The sequence below is a fragment of the Vibrio sp. MACH09 genome (assembly GCF_033238805.1).
Classification (GTDB): domain Bacteria; phylum Pseudomonadota; class Gammaproteobacteria; order Enterobacterales; family Vibrionaceae; genus Vibrio.
In genome coordinates this window covers 44,776-60,297 of record NZ_BSFZ01000001.1, presented here as the reverse complement: position 1 = coordinate 60,297, position 15,522 = coordinate 44,776, and the positions used below count along the sequence as shown (strand labels likewise).

At 40.7% G+C, this 15,522-nt stretch carries 13 protein-coding genes; 3 read left to right on the top strand and 10 right to left on the bottom strand.

Features of this window, described 5'->3' with window-relative positions; genetic code table 11:
* Positions 1 to 90 precede the first annotated feature (90 nt).
* A complete protein-coding gene (gene yihA / locus CHJ_RS00255; protein ID WP_171755041.1) occupies positions 91 to 741 on the top strand; it encodes a ribosome biogenesis GTP-binding protein YihA/YsxC in 651 nt (216 codons plus the stop codon).
* Between the two features lie 826 nt (positions 742 to 1,567).
* Here the strand turns inward: yihA and polA are convergent.
* Both polA and hemB read right to left on the bottom strand, forming a co-directional pair.
* On the bottom strand, positions 1,568 to 4,354 hold the full coding sequence (polA, locus tag CHJ_RS00250) for a DNA polymerase I (RefSeq protein WP_317916566.1): 2,787 nt from the start codon (positions 4,352 to 4,354) through the stop codon (positions 1,568 to 1,570).
* A 911-nt stretch (positions 4,355 to 5,265) separates the two neighbouring features.
* Complete coding sequence (hemB, locus tag CHJ_RS00245; protein ID WP_171755043.1) at positions 5,266 to 6,300, bottom strand: porphobilinogen synthase; 1,035 nt, start codon at positions 6,298 to 6,300, stop codon at positions 5,266 to 5,268.
* A 140-nt stretch (positions 6,301 to 6,440) separates the two neighbouring features.
* Between hemB and CHJ_RS00240 the strand changes: the two genes are divergently transcribed.
* Positions 6,441 to 7,205 (top strand): TatD family hydrolase, encoded by a 765-nt coding sequence (locus CHJ_RS00240; protein WP_317916565.1) that lies wholly within the window; start codon positions 6,441 to 6,443, stop codon positions 7,203 to 7,205.
* A 74-nt stretch (positions 7,206 to 7,279) separates the two neighbouring features.
* On the opposite strand, the gene tatC is transcribed toward CHJ_RS00240, so the two are convergent.
* The 7 genes from tatC to rmuC all read right to left on the bottom strand — a co-directional run bounded on the left by tatC (position 7,280) and on the right by rmuC (position 13,419).
* Positions 7,280 to 8,044 (bottom strand): twin-arginine translocase subunit TatC, encoded by a 765-nt coding sequence (gene tatC, locus CHJ_RS00235; protein WP_171755045.1) that lies wholly within the window; start codon positions 8,042 to 8,044, stop codon positions 7,280 to 7,282.
* A 76-nt stretch (positions 8,045 to 8,120) separates the two neighbouring features.
* Entirely contained in the window at positions 8,121 to 8,516 is a 396-nt protein-coding gene (gene tatB / locus CHJ_RS00230) for a Sec-independent protein translocase protein TatB (protein ID WP_171755046.1), read from the bottom strand.
* A gap of 3 nt (positions 8,517 to 8,519) precedes the next feature.
* The gene (tatA, locus tag CHJ_RS00225) at positions 8,520 to 8,774 is read right to left on the bottom strand and encodes a Sec-independent protein translocase subunit TatA (protein WP_171755047.1); all 255 of its coding nucleotides are present in this window, start codon (positions 8,772 to 8,774) and stop codon (positions 8,520 to 8,522) included.
* Between the two features lie 54 nt (positions 8,775 to 8,828).
* Positions 8,829 to 10,463: a ubiquinone biosynthesis regulatory protein kinase UbiB gene (gene ubiB / locus CHJ_RS00220; protein ID WP_317916564.1), complete on the bottom strand. Its 1,635-nt coding sequence runs from the start codon at positions 10,461 to 10,463 to the stop codon at positions 8,829 to 8,831.
* The gene (locus CHJ_RS00215; RefSeq protein ID WP_317916562.1) at positions 10,460 to 11,065 is read right to left on the bottom strand and encodes an SCP2 domain-containing protein; all 606 of its coding nucleotides are present in this window, start codon (positions 11,063 to 11,065) and stop codon (positions 10,460 to 10,462) included. The genes ubiB and CHJ_RS00215 overlap by 4 nt, the downstream gene beginning before the upstream one ends.
* A 7-nt stretch (positions 11,066 to 11,072) precedes the next feature.
* The gene (gene ubiE / locus CHJ_RS00210) at positions 11,073 to 11,855 is read right to left on the bottom strand and encodes a bifunctional demethylmenaquinone methyltransferase/2-methoxy-6-polyprenyl-1,4-benzoquinol methylase UbiE (RefSeq protein ID WP_171755050.1); all 783 of its coding nucleotides are present in this window, start codon (positions 11,853 to 11,855) and stop codon (positions 11,073 to 11,075) included.
* Positions 11,856 to 11,904: 49 nt separating this feature from the next.
* Positions 11,905 to 13,419, bottom strand: coding sequence for a DNA recombination protein RmuC (gene rmuC / locus CHJ_RS00205; protein WP_171755051.1), 1,515 nt, complete (start codon positions 13,417 to 13,419; stop codon positions 11,905 to 11,907).
* A 214-nt stretch (positions 13,420 to 13,633) separates the two neighbouring features.
* Here rmuC and CHJ_RS00200 point away from each other — a divergent pair, with 214 nt between their 5' ends.
* On the top strand, positions 13,634 to 14,518 hold the full coding sequence (locus CHJ_RS00200; RefSeq protein ID WP_171755058.1) for a DMT family transporter: 885 nt from the start codon (positions 13,634 to 13,636) through the stop codon (positions 14,516 to 14,518).
* Here CHJ_RS00200 and CHJ_RS00195 read toward each other — a convergent pair.
* Positions 14,515 to 15,342, bottom strand: a complete 828-nt coding sequence (locus tag CHJ_RS00195; RefSeq protein ID WP_171755052.1) for an HDOD domain-containing protein — start codon at positions 15,340 to 15,342, stop codon at positions 14,515 to 14,517. The genes CHJ_RS00200 and CHJ_RS00195 overlap by 4 nt on opposite strands.
* Positions 15,343 to 15,522 lie beyond the last annotated feature (180 nt).

Here is a 15,522-nt window from a genome sequence, read left to right as displayed (position 1 = left end):
ATAGATGACTTTTATTACCTTTCGCGGTTATTTTACACAATTTAACAAAAAAGCAATCAACTGACTACATAAAGTCAGATGGAGTTAACATTGAGCGTCAAAATACATTATCAAAATACGCATTTCATCACGAGTGCACCCGATATTCGTCACTTACCTGAAGATGAAGGTATCGAAATCGCATTTGCAGGACGTTCAAATGCAGGTAAATCAAGTGCACTTAACAGGCTAACCAATCAGAAGAGTTTGGCTAAAACCAGTAAGACACCAGGACGAACGCAGTTAATCAACTTATTTAAAGTGGATGATAACTGTCATATTGTGGATTTACCGGGTTACGGTTTTGCTCAAGTTCCTTTAGAAATGAAGAAAAAGTGGCAGAAATCTCTTGGCGAATATTTGCAAAAGCGAGAATCACTTAAAGGTGTCGTAGTACTAATGGACATACGCCATCCGCTAAAAGATCTTGATCAACAATTAATATTCTGGGCGATTGACTCCAATATCCCAGTGCAAGTTCTATTAACCAAAGCAGACAAACTAAAAAGTGGCGCAAGAAAAGCCCAACTACTTAAAATACGTGAAGCCGCAATTGGTTTTGGGGGGGATGTCGCAGTTGACCTATTCTCATCTCTAAAAGGCATTGGCGTCGATCAGTTAAGACGTAAGTTGGATGGTTGGTTTGCCCCAGCATTTGAACAAGTGGACAGCGAAAATCAACAAGAAGAGCACCCTGAGTAAAGGGTCTATTACAACAAAATCCCCACCTTAACTAGGTGGGGCAAACGGGAGAGAATGTTAGTATTTATAATTATTTGACCGATCATTCATTATTTATGGCTACAATTCAAGCTTAGCCGCTAACTATTTTATGCTGAACACTTCTGTTCATCACTTGTGAAACCTTTACTAACCTAATGATAAGAAATCACTTCTTTCCCTATCACCTCTCTCTTATCCATGACTTTTTTTATACAAATAAATATCTCTAAAACTAATGAAAGTTACATTATGTATAAAAGTTACATATTTGTTATTTTTGTCCCCAGTCGAAATTCCTCTCGCTTTGGTGCGTAAAACATCCAAACAGCAAGCACAAAAAGAGAGAGATCGCGTTTAACCTGCCAAGAAATTGAACTGGCTAAAGACAAAAAGAACAGCGATATGCATCACTATTAACCAATATTTCCAACATAGCACATTAGGAATTAAATTCATTAAATATCAATGAGTTAATAAAGAATTAGTAGTGAGAAAAACCGGGGTTATTATTTTCTTTCGTACAAGAAAAAACGCCCCAGTCAAATACTGACTGGGGCGGCTGAATTAGCCTAATCCAATAACGTGAAACAAAAGGTCTGAAAGATAGAACATCTTACCTCTGTACCCTACAAGAGATAATGTACAACAATTGATCGAAATTGAAAACCATTTTTGTAGTTTATTTTCAGTTTATTTTTATCAGAATACATAAGTGACTGATGTCACATTACTTTATTGCAGATAAAAAAAAGCCAGCTAATGTGCGCTGGCTCATGAATTATTGCTAATTAATCTTAAAAAATGTCTAGTGTGCCTGATCCCAGTTATCACCAGAACCTGAATCCGCTAATAGTGGTACATCAATGTTTGCTGCTGCTTGCATGATTTCTTGTATTTTTATTTCAGTTTCGACCAAACTGGACTCTTCCACTTCAAACACCAATTCATCGTGAACTTGCATTAGCAGACGCACTTTACCATCACCATGATTTTGTACCCAATTGTCCACTAACAGCATCGCCTTTTTAATAATATCAGCAGCGGTGCCCTGCATAGGCGCATTAATTGCCGCACGCTCTGCAGCTTTGCGACGCATAGCATTACGTGACTTAATTTCTGGCAAATATAGACGACGACCAAACAAGGTTTCTACATAGCCTTGTTCTGATGCCTGAGTTCGCGTCTCCTCCATATACTGCAACACACCAGGGTAACGCTCAAAATAGGTATCCATATATGACTGAGCTTCATGTCTCGGAATTCCTAACTGTTTCGCTAAACCGAAAGCACTCATACCGTAGATCAGTCCAAAATTGATCGCTTTAGCTCTTCTTCTCTGCTCACTGGTCACTTGATCAATATCGACACCCATCACTTCCGCCGCTGTGGCAGCGTGAATATCTTTACCTTGTTTAAAGGCATCAAGTAGTGCTTCATCACCTGAAAGGTGAGCCATGATCCTTAACTCAATTTGCGAGTAATCCACAGCAAGAATTTTCCAACCGTGCGGTGCAACAAAAGCTTGTCTAATTCGACGACCTTCTTCATTACGAATAGGGATATTCTGCAAATTAGGATCTGTTGAAGATAAACGTCCGGTTGCGGTAACCCCTTGATGATAAGAGGTATGAACACGGCCTGTTTCAGCGTTTATCATCTTAGGAAGTTTATCGGTATAGGTGGATTTCAGTTTGGCTAAGCCACGATACTCTAAAATACGTTTAGGTAGTGGGTAGTCCAATGCTAACTCTTGCAGCACTTCTTCGTTAGTTGACGGAGCACCAGAAGGGGTTTTCTTCACTACTGGCAACGCCATTTTTTCAAATAAAATCGCTTGTAGCTGCTTAGGAGAGCTAAGATTAAACTGTTCACCCGCTATCTCATAAGCTTCTTTCTCTAACTCATCGAGACGCACAGCAATCTCTTGAGATTGAGCCGAGAGTAGCATGTCATCTATAAATACACCGGTACGCTCTATTCTTGATAATACAGGGACTAACGGCATCTCAATATCGTTATAGACTGAATTAAGTTTCTCGTCTTTCTCTATGTAGCCGGCTAGTTTATTGTGTAGACGTAGTGTGACATCAGCATCTTCCGCGGCATATGGAGCCGCTTCTTCCAATGATATTTGGTTAAAAGTTAGCTGCTTCTTCCCTTTACCCGCTAGACTTTCAAATGAGATGCAGCTGTGTTGTAAGAAACGTAACGCTAGGCTATCCATATCATGACGCCCACCAACACTATTAAATACGTAAGAGGCAAGCATAGTGTCATGCTTGATACCTTTCATATTAATATTGTATCTAGCCAAAACACTGGCATCGTATTTAAGGTTTTGTCCTACTTTCGCTTGTTGATCATCTTCTAGAATAGGTTTTAGTTGTTGTAAAACCCAATCTCTATCCAGCTGTTCTGGAGCATCAAGGTAATCGTGAGCAACAGGCACATAAGCTGCGACTCCTTCATCAACAGCAAATGATAACCCCACCAGATTGGCCACCATATAATCTAAACTGTCCGTTTCAGTATCAAAGGCAAACAGTTCGGCCGCTTTTAGCTTTTCAAGCCAAGCAATAAAGTGCTCTTTATCCAGTATGGTTTCATATTGGCTGCGATCTATGGTCACCGCCGGAGTATCCAACGGCTCTGCTGCTGCAGAACTGCTGGTACGGCCGGACTTTTCATCCGCTACAACGGCACCCGAACCGCCTTCTAACAACTCATTTAGCCAAGATTTAAAGACCAACTTGCCATAAAGAGCAATAAGCTCATCTTTATTTGGTTGAGACTTAACTAAGCTGTCAGCAGATTGAGAGAGTTCAACATCAAGTTTAATGGTTGCCAGCTCGTAAGAGAGCAAGGCATTGTCTTTATTGTCTTCAAGTTTCTTCGACATAGTTTTGGAGCCACGGAATCCCAGCGCCGCAATATCATCTAAATTTTGGTAGATTTTCTCTAGGCTACCTATACCTTGCAGCAACGCTGTCGCGGTCTTATTGCCGACTCCCGGCACTCCTGGAATATTATCAACCTTGTCGCCCATTAATGCTAAATAATCAATAATAAGCTCTGGTGGAATACCGAACTTCTCAATAACCCCTTCCCTATCCATGACCACATCTGTCATTGTGTTAATCAGCGTAACGTTGTTATCCACCAGCTGCGCCATATCTTTATCACCTGTACTAATAAGCACTGGCATCCCTGCTTTTGAGGCTTCTGCTGCCAACGTACCTATAACGTCATCCGCTTCCACTCCCGGTATCGATATCAATGGGAGACCCATGGCTCGAATAACATTGTGTAACGGTTCAATCTGGCAACGTAGATCGTCCGGCATAGGAGGACGATTCGCTTTGTATTCTGGATAGAGGTCATCGCGAAAAGTCTTACCTTTCGCATCAAAAATAACCGCAATTTTGTCCGACGAAAATTGTCTCATCATGCTTCTTAGCATATTGACGACACCATAAACCGCGTTGGTTGGAATCTCTCCATTACTCATTGTTTCTGGATAAGCATGAAATGCTCGGTATAAGTATGAAGAGCCATCAATAAGAATAAGGGGATTTTCAGGGATTGTAGCCATGGGTTTTAGCGTCCAAATATGAGCAAAATTATCTCCCTAGAATGCCATGAACTTGTGTGAGAATCTATTGGCATAGTTTAACAATAGTTACCCGTTTTAAGAGAGCCAACATAAGCATTTCTGTGGATAAGTCTGTTTGTACTTTCTGATCGAACAAAAAGAACACAATGATCCAAAAACAAAATACCTTAATTTATCAATCAAAAACAACAGGTTAAACATTTTAAGATCTTAATCACAAAGATCGTGTAACGATCATGTTCTGTGGAAAAGTTATTGGCAAGGTGCATTATTTTGAAGATTCGGCTAACTGAATAAAGATAAATTCATCTTTGAAAGATTCTCAGCAATAAAAAAAGCGACATCTTTCGATGTCGCCTAGCAAAATGAGTAAAGCAAAATGTCATTAGTTAAAACTCGCTTTACCTGAAAGCTTAATTACACTGGAAGCAATGTGAGCAATGTCGTGTCATTCAGAAATAAAATAGTGCAAGTTTTGTAACAATCACTAATACGACTTAGTGCTGTATTTAAACTTTCTAACTTACCCCTCAAGACAAGATAATAATAACCATTCTCATTTGGAATTCAACACCTAATTGAGATAAATTCTCATTTATTTTTATATTTGTTTTAAATCAAACAGTTACATTAGAGCTTGTTGTTATCCTTACATTCATGTCGCGCCATATGCTCTGAAATTATGTTGATCTACTGCACAGAAATCATTCGGTTAAGATCAGAGAGAGAATAACAGTGGCAACAAAGAGATAAAATGCTAGGGCTTACTGAAACAATAAATAGCCTATAACTCATGGTAAAAAGACAAAATAGAAGGGGTAAGACAAAAAAACTGGATATTACTATCCAGTTTTTCAGTACATTTTAGACTCAATAAATATAGTCAGTGACTACAAGCTCTCTTTCGCTTTTGCTTGTTCTTCAGCTAACCATAAGGCGACATCTTTCGCAAAATAAGTCAAAATACCGTCCGCTCCTGCACGTTTAAAGCAAAGCAGTGACTCTAATACTGTTTCGCGCTCTTTTAACCAACCATTCTGAATCGCCGCTTTATGCATCGCATATTCACCCGATACTTGATAGGCAAAAGTTGGCACTTGCAGTTCGACTTTCACTCGGCGAACAATATCTAGATATGGCATCCCCGGTTTCACCATAACCATATCGGCGCCTTCATGAATATCCATTGCAACTTCATGCAACGCTTCATCACTATTGGCGGGATCCATTTGGTAGTTCTTCTTATCACCACCTTTCAAATTGCTCGCTGAGCCGACTGCGTCTCTAAATGGTCCATAATAATTTGACGCATATTTTGCTGAATACGCCATTATCTGAGTATGAATATGACCAGCGTCCTCTAATGCTTCACGTATACGACCGATTCTGCCATCCATCATGTCTGAAGGAGCAACAACATCTGCCCCAGCTTCCGCATGAGATAATGCTTGCTTGATCAGTACATCGGTTGTCTCATCATTTTGAACATAACCTGTACTATCAATAATGCCGTCTTGTCCATGAGTGGTAAAAGGGTCAAGGGCCACATCAGTAATGACGCCAATCTCAGGAACATGCTCTTTTAAAGCACGAACAGCACGTTGTACCAAACCTTCAGGATTATAGGCTTCAGCAGCGCATAAGCTTTTTACATCTTGATTGACTACAGGAAAAAGAGCGATAGCAGGAATACCAAGACCAGCCAGCATTTGGGCTTCTTCTAGCATTAAATCAATAGAAAGTCGCTCGACTCCGGGCATTGACTCCACGGACTCTCGACGATTCTTACCCATCAAAATAAACATTGGGTAAATTAAATCATTAACGGATATTTGGTTTTCTGCCATTAATCGGCGACTAAAATCGTGTTTACGCATACGACGCATACGGCGTAAGGGAAATTGACCTTGGATAGAAACAGACACTCTATGCTCCTTGCCTAGTTAGAATTGAATGCATCATATCATCGACATTCAAACGGGTGCGGGAAATAGAGCAGAAATTCTCTGTAGAGCACAAAATCAAGATATACTTGGTTAATTGAACCTAATATGACTCCACAACTATGATTGATACTCACGCCCATATATACGCTGAAGAATTTAATAATGATCGCCAAGAAGTAGTAATGAGAGCGCTACAGCAAGGCGTCAACACAATATTGATGCCGAACATCGACCTCAACTCTATTGATCCTATGTTGGCAACTGAAGCTCAGTACCCTGAAATATGTCGTTCGATGATGGGACTTCACCCTTGTTACGTAAATGAAGAGGTCGATCAAGTATTAAGTCGTATCTATAGCTGGTTTGATAAGCACTCTTTTATTGCGGTTGGTGAAATAGGCATTGATTTGTACTGGGATAAAACCTTTAGAGCGGAACAAGAAAAAGCATTTATTACCCAATTAGGTTGGGCTAAAGAGATGGACTTACCTGTCGTTATCCATACGCGAGATTCTATTGAAGAGACATTAACACTGCTTAAAAATGAGCAGGATGGTTCACTCTCTGGTGTTTTTCACTGCTTTGGTGGCACTATAGAAGAGGCGAAAGCCATTGTAGATCTCGGTTTTCATTTAGGTATAGGTGGTGTTTCTACCTTTAAAAATGGTGGTATGGATAAAGTTCTGCCACAGCTTGATATAAAGAGCCTTATTCTTGAAACAGATTGCCCATATTTAGCGCCCGTTCCCCATAGAGGCAAACGTAACGAACCTGCCTATACCGCTTTGGTAGCCAATCGAATCGCAGAGCTTAATGGATTCACCCTTGAAGAGGTGGATCAGCGTACGACGGCGAATGCCAAGACACTATTCAAACTTAAATAAAATTCAAACTTAACTGAGGTTAACTTCGTTCGATCAAAAAAGGAGTCATGACGACTCCTTTCCATTGCTACGTTTTACTCTTCATCGGCTTCTGCATCCGCTTTTTCTCTTGCTTCATCTCTATTGGTATAGAAACGAGCAAAGAACAGACCTACCTCAAATAACAAACACATAGGAATTGCTAACAAGGTTTGAGAAATCATATCTGGCGGGGTAAGCATCATTCCGACAATAAATGCGGCGACAACAATATAAGGGCGCTTTTCGGATAATGATTTAGGATCGGTAGCACCGGTCCAGCAAAGCAAAATTATCGCTACAGGCACTTCAAACGCGATTCCAAAAGCTAAAAACAGCGCCAGTACAAAATCTAAATAACTGGCAATATCCGTTGCTAACTCAACTTCCCCTATCGAAATAGCAGTGAAAAAGCCAAAAACTAAAGGAAAAACGACATAGTAAGCGAACGCAACACCGCAATAAAACAGCATAGAACTGGAAAATAGCAGCGGCATGATAAGTTTGCGTTCATGTTTGTATAAACCAGGCGCGACAAATGCCCACACTTGATACAAAATAAAAGGTACCGCAACAAAAATAGACGCGATTAATGTCAGTTTTAATGGTGTAAAGAAGGGAGATGCAACATCTGTTGCGATCATCGTTGCCCCTTCAGGTAAACGTTCCACTAATGGCGAAGAGATAAACTCATAAATATCGTTGGCAAAATAAATTAGTCCGACAAAAATAACAAGAACCGCCAACATCGCCCTTAACAGGCGATTGCGCAGCTCCAACAGATGACTAATCAAAGGCTGTGTTTGCTCAACTGAAGACATACTTAACCTCATTTAAAAACAAAAAGAGCTGCAATATTGGCAGCTCTATCGCAAATAGGCTGAACGGATTCAATACCTATAGTTCTGGCTTTTTCTCTTCAGATCTGGATTCTGCTTTATCGTCACTCGACTCAGATGAAGATGTAGTCTTATCGCCCGTAATAGGTGATTGACTATTCTCCGCAAAAGGTCGTTGAACATCGGCAGCAGCCTGTTTGAGTTCTTCCACAGAAGCTTTTAGGTCTGGCGCGAGCTCTTCCATCCCCATTTTTTCTGCTTTTTTAAGATTCTCTTGCAGCTCTTGAACTTTCAGCTCATGAGCTAACTCATCTTTAACTCCGTTGGCCATTGCTTTAGCGCCGCTAATAAACTTAGACACACTACGTATCGCAACCGGTAGACGTTCTGGACCCAGAACAACCAAACCAACAACAGAAATTAATACCAGTTCCCAGAAACCGATATCGAACACGGCTTAAACCTGCTCTTTATCTTTTTTAACTTCTTCTTCTACAGAAGAAGCTTGTTCTTTTTGCTCTATATTTTTAGGCTCAAAGTCCGCGTCTTTCTCTTCTGCTTTTTTAGCAGAATCTTCATCACTCATGGCTTTCTTAAAGCCCTTCACAGCAGAACCTAAATCACCACCCATATTACGTAGTTTTTTAGTGCCAAATAACAATACAACGATTACAGCAATAATGAGTAATTGCCAAATACTGATACCACCCATTCTATATACCTCGGGGATTTAGTGAACATCTAAACTTAACGACAAGTGTACAGATTATTTACTGTGTACTCGCCAACTAAGAAGCCAAAATGTGATGCCTGCGATACCACTACCTATTGTAGGGTAGATATTATTGTCTGAGATAAGTATTGCAGCGCATATAATTAACGTCGAACCAATACCAAAGAGTAACTTCCCTTTAGCATGCTGTTGCTTGGTTTCTCTATATCCAAGATAAAGATGCTCCATTTTCTGGTTCATCGCTTTACCTTGTTTCAAGCTATCATAAAGTAGCTCTGGTAGTTCTGGAAGTCTTTCTGCCCAAAAAGGTGCTTTCTCTTTAATTGCATTAACCACGGCTTGTGGCCCAACTTGATTCGCCATCCAGCGTTCTAAAAATGGTTTTGCGGTTTCCCATAAATCCAGTTGAGGATATAACTGACGTCCCAAACCTTCTACGTACAGTAAGGTTTTTTGCAATAAAACTAATTGTGGCTGAACTTCCATATTAAATCGTCTAGCGGTATTAAATAGGTTCAGCAACACATGACCAAAGGAGATCTCACACAAGGGTTTAGCAAATATAGGCTCACAAACAATCCGAATCGCGAATTCAAACTCTTGCACATTGGTATCTTCTGGAACCCAACCAGAGTCAACATGTAATTGAGCCACTTTTGCGTAATCTCGATTAAAAAACGCCAAAAAGTTTTCTGCTAAATAGCGTTTGTCTTCGCTATTTAATGTGCCCACTATGCCGCAGTCCAAGCCTATCCATTGTGGGTTTTCTGGGTGCTCTGGGTTTACAAACACATTGCCGGGATGCATATCCGCATGGAAAAAGCTGTCTCTAAAAACTTGAGTGAAAAAGACGCTAACACCCCGTTCAGAAAGCAGCTTCATATTAGTGCCATTTGCCTCAAGTCCTTCAATATCAGAAACTTGTATGCCATATATTCTTTCTGACACCATCAAGCTTTCACTACTAAAATTAGTGATCACTTCTGGCACATATAGCTCTTCGCTATCGGAAAAATTTCGTCTTAATTGGATGGCATTCGCTGCTTCTCGACGAAGATCTAACTCATCGATCAAGGTTTTTTCATACTCTCGAACCACCTCAACCGGTTTTAATCTTCGCGTCTCAGGCGTTGCTTTTGCCACCAGCTTTGCGATTCGATACATCAACTTAATATCAGCATCAATAATTGGACGGATATCCGGACGAATCACTTTTAAAACTATTTCTTGCCCTGTTGCGGTTACAGTGGCGGTATGTACCTGAGCAATGGAAGCTGACGCTAGTGGCGTAATATCAAAATCGCTAAACCAGGTCTCTAACTTCCCACCGAGTGCTTGCTCCATCTGTTGTTTGGCCAGTTGCCCATCAAATGGGTCCACTTTATCTTGCAGTAGCGCCAATTGATCAGCTAAATGAGGAGGAAATAGATCTCGCCGTGTTGACATCATTTGGCCAAACTTAATCCATACAGGCCCCAACTCTTGAAGTGCTAATCGTAATCGTACCCCTAGCGGTTTATCAGAGTGCTTGTTTTTCAGCCAAAATAGCGCTTTACGTAGTAATAACGGTGTTTTTGTTAGTTGATGTTGTGGGATCAGTTCATCCAGACCATATTCTAGTTGGACTTTAGTAATGCGGTATAAACGGCGAAGTTCAGCAGGGGTCATGAACGCTCCAACAGAAGATTTAGTCTAGATTCTAGCTGTTCAATGTCAGATTTTATCTCATCAACTTGATCACAGAAGTAGGCGACTTCAAGAGGCGGTGGCGCGATTCTCCACTCTTCGGTAATGATTTGAGCAAGATGGCTTTGATGCTTACTCGCTCGTGTCTTCGCCCAACATGCCATGTTTTTTGCACCTTGAACAAGACTATGAGCCACAATGTCTCCCGTGACCCGCGACATCCATTCTTCAATATCAGGTTTGATGAGCTCTAACAGTTCAAAAAAGTGTTGAGCTAACTTAATATCACCCACTAGTTCAATTTTCTCTTGCTTGATCAACTGGGTAATATTGTTCTTATCTCTTAGATCCGTAAGGCTAGCTAAATGCAAAGAGAGATAACAGTCAGGTTCCCCTTCATAATTTGCTAACACATCCACTTGCTGACTAAATACAAACGTCAGTTTCTTATCCACTTCTATGAGGTGAATCTGTAACACTTGCCCTTTTAAGCGAGACAAACGGCGACCATAATCAGGATTATCATTGATTAGTGTGTTAATTGCGGTCTCAATTACCGCGGTTGCAAGCTGGTCAATGGGCATGTTTACCTCAGAATTTGAAGCCACGGTGAAGGGCAACAATTCCACCGGTTAAATTATAAAATCCTGTCTGATCAAACCCAGCATCATCCATCATGCCTTGTAAGGTATTTTGATCAGGGTGCATACGAATAGATTCCGCAAGATATTGATAGCTCTCCCCATCATTTGCGACTAACTCACCCATTTTAGGTAATAGATGAAAAGAGTAAGCATCATAGATTTTTGATAATGGCTCAAGAATAGGTTTAGAGAACTCCAACACCAACAAACGACCGCCAGGCTTTAATACTCTGAACATCGAGCGCAACGCTTTATCTTTATCTGTGACATTTCTTAAACAGAAACTGATGGTAATGCAATCAAAATAGTTGTCAGGGAAAGGCAGTTCTTCAGCGTTAGCTTGGACATAATGAACATTGCCAACAACACCACTGTCTCTTAATTTATCTCGGCCAACATTTAACATTGAGTTGTTAATGTCCGCCAAAATAACGTGGCCTTTGTCACCAACAATACGAGAAAACTTAGCGGTTAAGTCACCGGTACCACCACCTAAATCGAGAATGCGTTGTCCCGGTCGTGCCCCGCTACAATCAATAGTAAAGCGCTTCCATATTCGGTGAATACCACCAGACATCAGATCATTCATTATGTCGTATTTAGCCGCAACGGAATGAAATACCTCAGCAACCTTAGCGACTTTTTCGTCTTTTGCTACTGTAGTAAAACCAAAATGGGTGGTTTCATCTTTTAATTCGGTTGAGTCTGTTTTTATACTTATATCTGTCATTTTCTACCTCGTTAGCAACGCCTTGAACTGTCAAAGGAATTGCGGACGATTAGTTTACTTTATCCTCAGGCTGTTGTCTTTCTACTAAAACATCATTTTGAGCAATTTCCGAAATACTCTGTGGTATCGGTCGCTTTATTTCCACCCCTAACGCTTTAAAACTTTCTGCCTGTCGAATCACGTTGCCACGTCCTGTTGCCAATTTATTCATTGCACCTTGGTAACTTAAGTTTGCTTTGTCTATCGAGTGTCCAACTTGCTCCATATCGGTTAAAAACAGTCGTAGCTTGTCATACAGTTTGCTGGCTTTCTCTGCGATAACTTTAGCATGTTGGTTTTGTCGTTCATTTCGCCACAAGTTGTCTATTGTTCTCAGTGCAACCAACAGCGTGGTTGGGCTGACCAAAATAATATTATTTTCCATTGCATCTTTAATTAGGCTAGGGTCAGCTTCGGCTGCCACTTGAAAAGCGGGCTCGACAGGAATAAACATCAAGACGTAATCAAGGCTCTGAATACCTTTTAGTTGATGGTAATCTTTTTGCGAGAGTCCTTTAATATGCGCCCTTAAAGCGAGTAAATGATCCCTAATGGCGCTACTTTTATCTTCATCATTAGTGGCATTAAAAAATCGTTCATAGGCGATTAATGCCATTTTAGAATCGATAACCACTTGTCGGTCGTGAGGTAAGTGAACAATAACATCAGGCTGGTAGCGTTTGCCGGCATCATTTTGTAAGCTTACTTGAGTTTGATACTCATGACCTTCACGCAAACCTGACTCAGCAAGCACTCTTGCTAGAACAACTTCTCCCCAGTTGCCTTGCTGCTTATTATCCCCTTTTAACGCCTTAGTAAGATTCACCGCATCTTTGGTCATCTGTTCATTCAGCTTTTGCAGGTTCTTAATTTCATACACTAAGGTATGTCGCTCTTTTGCTTCAGCGCCAAAGTTGTCATTTACCTGTTTTTTGAATCCTTCCAACTGCTCTTTAAGTGGTGACAGTAAACTTTGTAAGCTTTGCTTATTTTGTTCGTCTACTTTTGCTGTTTTCACATCAAACAAGGCACTGGCAAGTTGTTCAAATTCTTGCTTAAGTCTCTGTTCCGCTTGCTCTAACAGCTGCAACTTCTCTCTATTAGCTTTATTTTCTTCTTCTCGCCTTGCTTCTTGCTCACGCAAGGCCGTTTGCAATTGTGCACATTGTCCCTTTTGCTGATCCAGTTGCGCTGTTAGCTCATTACGGTGATGTGATATTTCATCAAAATGGCGCTGCTTTTCCATTGCTGCCATCAACTTTCCATGCAACTGCTTCAGTTCAATAACGGATTTATCACGTTCAATGTCGAGCTTATCCAGTTCATCACGGGCATAGTCTAAAGCCTGCTGGAGTTGAGCATTTTTTTCATTCAGGATGAGGGTATCTGTCGCTTGCTCTTGCGCACGTAATTGCAGTTGAAACATCATTTTCTGTTTACACCACCAACCAACAAAAAATGCAGAACAGATTCCACTTACCACCACTGCAAGCACCATGTTTTGATGTTCAATTATCCACTGCATAACTCGATTAATCCTGCTTTATTCACTATTTTTGATGGTATGAGAGCACTGGATAAATGTCCAGTTCAAAGAAAGAAAAAGCGCTATTCTCTATCATTAATCACCGATTAGCAGACTCCACATTCCGCTATTAATTAAATCCCGCTAGGTTTGCTATTAAAGAAGTGCTATATATTGCACTTTGTTTTTCACTGCCCATGAACTAAAAATAATGATAGATGAACGTCGTGCCATCGGTTTTGGTATTTCTGCGGTTTTATTATGGTCTACCGTTGCTACAGCATTTAAACTGACACTTGAGCAATTTACACCAATTCAAATGCTCACTATCGCTAGCTTTGTCTCAGCATTAACCCTTATCGTTATCTGCTTCCTTCAAGGAAAATTAGATCAGTTAGCCGCGACTTTCTTCGCTAATCCTCTCTATTACTTGCTATTAGGACTGATAAATCCTTTAGCTTATTACTTAGTTCTATTTAAAGCGTATGAGCTGCTTCCCGCCTCGCAAGCCCAACCAATTAACTACAGTTGGGCCATTACACTCACGATTATGGCTTCCATATTTCTTGGACAAAAAATTCGCAAGCAGGATTGGATAGCATGTGTTTTTGGCTACTTAGGTGTAGTTATTATCGCCACAAAAGGAAACTTACTGGAGCTGCATTTCGAAAGTCCACTTGGTGTAATGTTAGCGCTACTCTCCACGCTATTGTGGGCTGGCTACTGGATCTTAAACGCAAAAAATAAAGCAGACCCGATTGTCGGCGTATTACTTGGTTTTTTAGTTGCTCTGCCTTTTGCTGTTGGCTTGTGTTTGTTTGAATCCGCAAGTTGGAATATCAGCGTATCAGGCTGGATAGCAGTGAGCTATGTAGGTCTGTTCGAAATGGGGATTACTTTTGTCTTGTGGTTATCCGCATTAAAAGCCACCACTAACACAGCACGAATCAGCAATCTTATATTTATTTCGCCCTTTATCTCGTTACTTCTATTGGCTTACATTATTGGCGAGCAGATTCATCCATCGACATTTGTCGGACTGATCCTGATTATTTTCGGGTTAATCGTTCAGCAACGAAAAGCCAAACGTAAAACTTAACCAAATAGCTGGTAAGCTAATTCGTACCCTTCCCCTCGGATAATATCAATGGTTTGTACCATTCCTAGGGGAAATCCAAGTACTTCATTACTAGGATGGCTGGCGATAAATTGTTGTTTCTCTTCTGTTGATGTTAATGAATCCCATGCTTTATGAATATCCATAGAAAATCTCATCAAATGCGCGAGATTAGGTGAGATTTTGGCTTTGGAAGGTTGGTAAGAACAAGCAATCGCTTCCACCATTTGCGGAGGAAAATCCCACGCCATCGCCAGCTTAGCTCCAAGTGTTGGCACATCGGTAGCCAATAACTCTTGCTGGACAGCGATCGCGTCTTCACCATTGCTTACCCGCTCGACAATAACGACAGCCAATTCTGGCAAATTAGTATGGATCATTAATTCACCAATATCATGCAAGGTTCCCGTAGTAAATACTTCATCACGGTCGAGTCCTGCGCGTTTACTCAGGCGACTCGCTATCATTGATACTTCGAAAGTATTGGCCCAGTAGTCTTTCAAACTTATCGTGTCTAGATTAGTGAAGATCTGTGACATTACCGAGGAGCGAACAAGTGATCGTACAGAATCACTCCCAATACGAATGACCGCCTCTTTAATTGAAGAGATTTCTCTCCGGCTTCCAAATAACGCCGAGTTGGCCATTCTTAGCACTTTGGTACTCAGTATTTGATCCATCGACAATTTCAACGCCAGTTCATCAAAATCAAATTCCGGGTGATTCACTAAGTCGAGTAACTCATGCAGAACTTTTTCAATTCGGGGCAATTGGTCCACTTTTGCCAAAAGCGCTTGTTGACTCATGAACTCCCTCCTAACGACCCACCTCTATTTAATATAGGTCAGATAAAGCATGCTATTAAAAATTTTGCATTAAATGTTAATCCTATCAGCAGTTCACACTACTACTAAACAATGTCAGAGACGTTGTTTAGTGGCGTTTATTCGCTTCTGAGCCAACCATTTCAGCACTTAGAGTGGTAA

Excerpts from the sequence above, each read along its gene's own strand:
- polA (WP_317916566.1), bottom strand. The coding sequence starts at position 4,354 with ATGGCTACAATCCCTGAAAATCCCCTTATTCTTATTGATGGCTCTTCA.
- CHJ_RS00240 (WP_317916565.1), top strand. The coding sequence starts at position 6,441 with ATGATTGATACTCACGCCCATATATACGCTGAAGAATTTAATAATGAT.
- tatC (WP_171755045.1), bottom strand. The coding sequence starts at position 8,044 with ATGTCTTCAGTTGAGCAAACACAGCCTTTGATTAGTCATCTGTTGGAG.
- tatA (WP_171755047.1), bottom strand. The coding sequence starts at position 8,774 with ATGGGTGGTATCAGTATTTGGCAATTACTCATTATTGCTGTAATCGTT.
- ubiB (WP_317916564.1), bottom strand. The coding sequence starts at position 10,463 with ATGACCCCTGCTGAACTTCGCCGTTTATACCGCATTACTAAAGTCCAA.
- CHJ_RS00215 (WP_317916562.1), bottom strand. The coding sequence starts at position 11,065 with ATGCCCATTGACCAGCTTGCAACCGCGGTAATTGAGACCGCAATTAAC.
- ubiE (WP_171755050.1), bottom strand. The coding sequence starts at position 11,855 with ATGACAGATATAAGTATAAAAACAGACTCAACCGAATTAAAAGATGAA.
- rmuC (WP_171755051.1), bottom strand. The coding sequence starts at position 13,419 with ATGCAGTGGATAATTGAACATCAAAACATGGTGCTTGCAGTGGTGGTA.
- CHJ_RS00195 (WP_171755052.1), bottom strand. The coding sequence starts at position 15,342 with ATGAGTCAACAAGCGCTTTTGGCAAAAGTGGACCAATTGCCCCGAATT.